Annotated in this window: 1 protein-coding gene; it reads right to left on the bottom strand. The window is 51.6% G+C overall.

Translation table 11 applies throughout. The annotated features are described in order from the left end of the window. Nucleotides 1–1,056: 1,056 nt before the first annotated feature. Entirely contained in the window at nucleotides 1,057–1,434 is a 378-nt protein-coding gene (locus tag LOC67_RS27045; protein WP_230263823.1) for a hypothetical protein, read from the bottom strand. Between the last annotated feature and the right edge of the window lie 702 nt (nucleotides 1,435–2,136).

Raw genomic sequence — 2,136 nt, 5'->3', positions numbered from 1 at the left:
ATCTGATCTCACCTAGCAACTGATAGCTGATCGTTGCACTTGAGGTTACGGTTTGATAGTTGCTCGTGAACTCGGCCCATTTGATTTCGCGAGACGTCAGTTTCCTATTGATCGCAATTGAATTCGCGGTTTGATTGTCTCGCTTTGATATCGCCCATCTGATTTGAAGAGACAACAGTTTCCTGTCTATCGCATTTAATGTCACGGTTTGTTATCTGCTCCGGGATGGCAGTTCAACCGCCCCATGCGCCGGCCGAAATATCTATGCTCGTTCCCCATCGCGATTACGATCGAGTAGACTTGTCACCAGCGATGTGGTGCCGACTGTGGTCGTGGGTACCTCGCGAACCTGTTGGTGCACCGAAGTCGGCGAGTCGACGTCTTTTGGGTTTTAGTTTCACCTCAACCGCGCCGACTCGGTGACCATGACCGTTCGCGCGGGTAGATGAACTGCCTGGTGACTCAACTTTCTCTCAGTTGGTCATAGTCCCTTGCACTGCAAAGCTTTTGGATCCGGCCCATCTGATCTTGCGTGGCAACTGTTAGCTGATCGCCGCAACTGAAATCAAGGTTTGATAGTTGTGCCTGATCGCGGCCCACTGGATTTAGCGCGACAGCAGTTTCCTGTTGATCGCAACCGAATTCACGGTTTGATCGTGTCGCTCAAATAAAACCCATCTGAATTCACGGGTCAGCAGTTTCCTGTTTATCGCATTTGATGTCACGGTTTGTATGTTGCTCCGAGATAGCAGTTCAAACGCCCTATGCGCCAGCCGAAATATCTATGCTCGTTCCCCTTTGTCATTCCGATCGGGTAGACTTGTCACGCGCGATGTACTGCTGGCCGTGGTCGTGTGTACCACGCGAACCATGACATGAACCGAAGTGACGGAGTCGGGGTTTTTGAAGTGGTTAGTCATCTGCCGTCACTCGGTTATGTCCGCCGTTCGCGCGGGTAGGTGAACTGGCTGATATCACATCTGTCTCCAGCTTGGTCATCGCCCTCTGCAATTTGAAGCGTATGAATCTGGCCCAGCCGATCTCACCTAGCAACCGTTAACCGATCGCCGCAACTGAGTTTGTCGTTTGATAGTTGCTCGTGAATACTGCCCAATTGATTTCTTGAGACATCAGTTTCCAATCAATGGCATTTGACGTCACGGTTTGATCGTTGTTGCTGTGCGTGGCCCACTGGATTTCAGGGAACCACAGTTTCCTGATGATCGCTTCTGATGTCACAGTTTGATCCCTGCTTGGAGATTGCTGGTCAAACGCCCTACCCGCCGGCTGAAATATCAATGCTCGTTCCCCTTGGCCATTCCGATCGGGTAGACTTGTCAGCAGCGATGTATTGCAGACTGTGGTCGTGCGTACCACGCGAACCATGACATGAACCGAAGTGACGGAGTCGGGGGTTTCGAAGTGGTGTGTCATCCGCCGTCACTCGGTTATGTCCGCCGTTCGCGCGGGTGGTTGTGACTGGATCCAATGCTGCTGAATCCGGCCCATCTGATTTCACTGGGCAAATGTTTGATGATCGCTGCATTTGAATTCACCGTCTGATAGTTGTGCTTGAACGCGGCCCAACGGATTTCGCGAGACGTGAGTTTCCTTTTGATCGCAATCGAATTCACGTTTTGATTGTGTTGCTTGGGCAACGCACACGCGAGTTCAAGGAACAGCAGTTTCCTGATGATCGCATTTGATGTCACAGTTGATTTTTGCTCCGAGATAGCTAGTCAAACGCCCTATGCGCCAGCCGGAGATTAATGCTCGTTCCCCTCGGCGATTCGAATCGGGTAGACTTGTCGGCAGCGAGGTAGTGCAGACTGTGGTCGTGCGTACCACGCGAACCATGACATGAACCGAAGTGACGGAGTCGGGGTTTCTGAAGTGGTTAGTCGTCCGCCGTCACTCGGTTATGTCCGCCGTTCGCGCGGGTAAATGAACCGCTGAATGACTCATCTGTTTCCCGGATGGCCATCGCCCTTTGCACTACAAAGCGTTGATTCCGGCCTATCTGATCTCACCTAGCAACTGATAGCTGATCGTTGCACTTGAGGTTACGGTTTGATAGTTGCTCGTGAACTCGGCCCATTTGATTTCGCGAGACGTCAGTTTCCTATTGATCGCAAT

Origin of the sequence: Stieleria sp. JC731, assembly GCF_020966635.1 — a bacterium.
Classification (GTDB): domain Bacteria; phylum Planctomycetota; class Planctomycetia; order Pirellulales; family Pirellulaceae; genus Stieleria.
The sequence above is the reverse complement of the archived record's forward strand: the minus strand, read 5'-3'. Positions and strand labels throughout refer to the sequence as shown.

What these genes read in the sequence shown, in the direction of transcription:
- LOC67_RS27045 (WP_230263823.1), bottom strand. Translation starts at nt 1,434, where the DNA reads ATGACACACCACTTCGAAACCCCCGACTCCGTCACTTCGGTTCATGTC.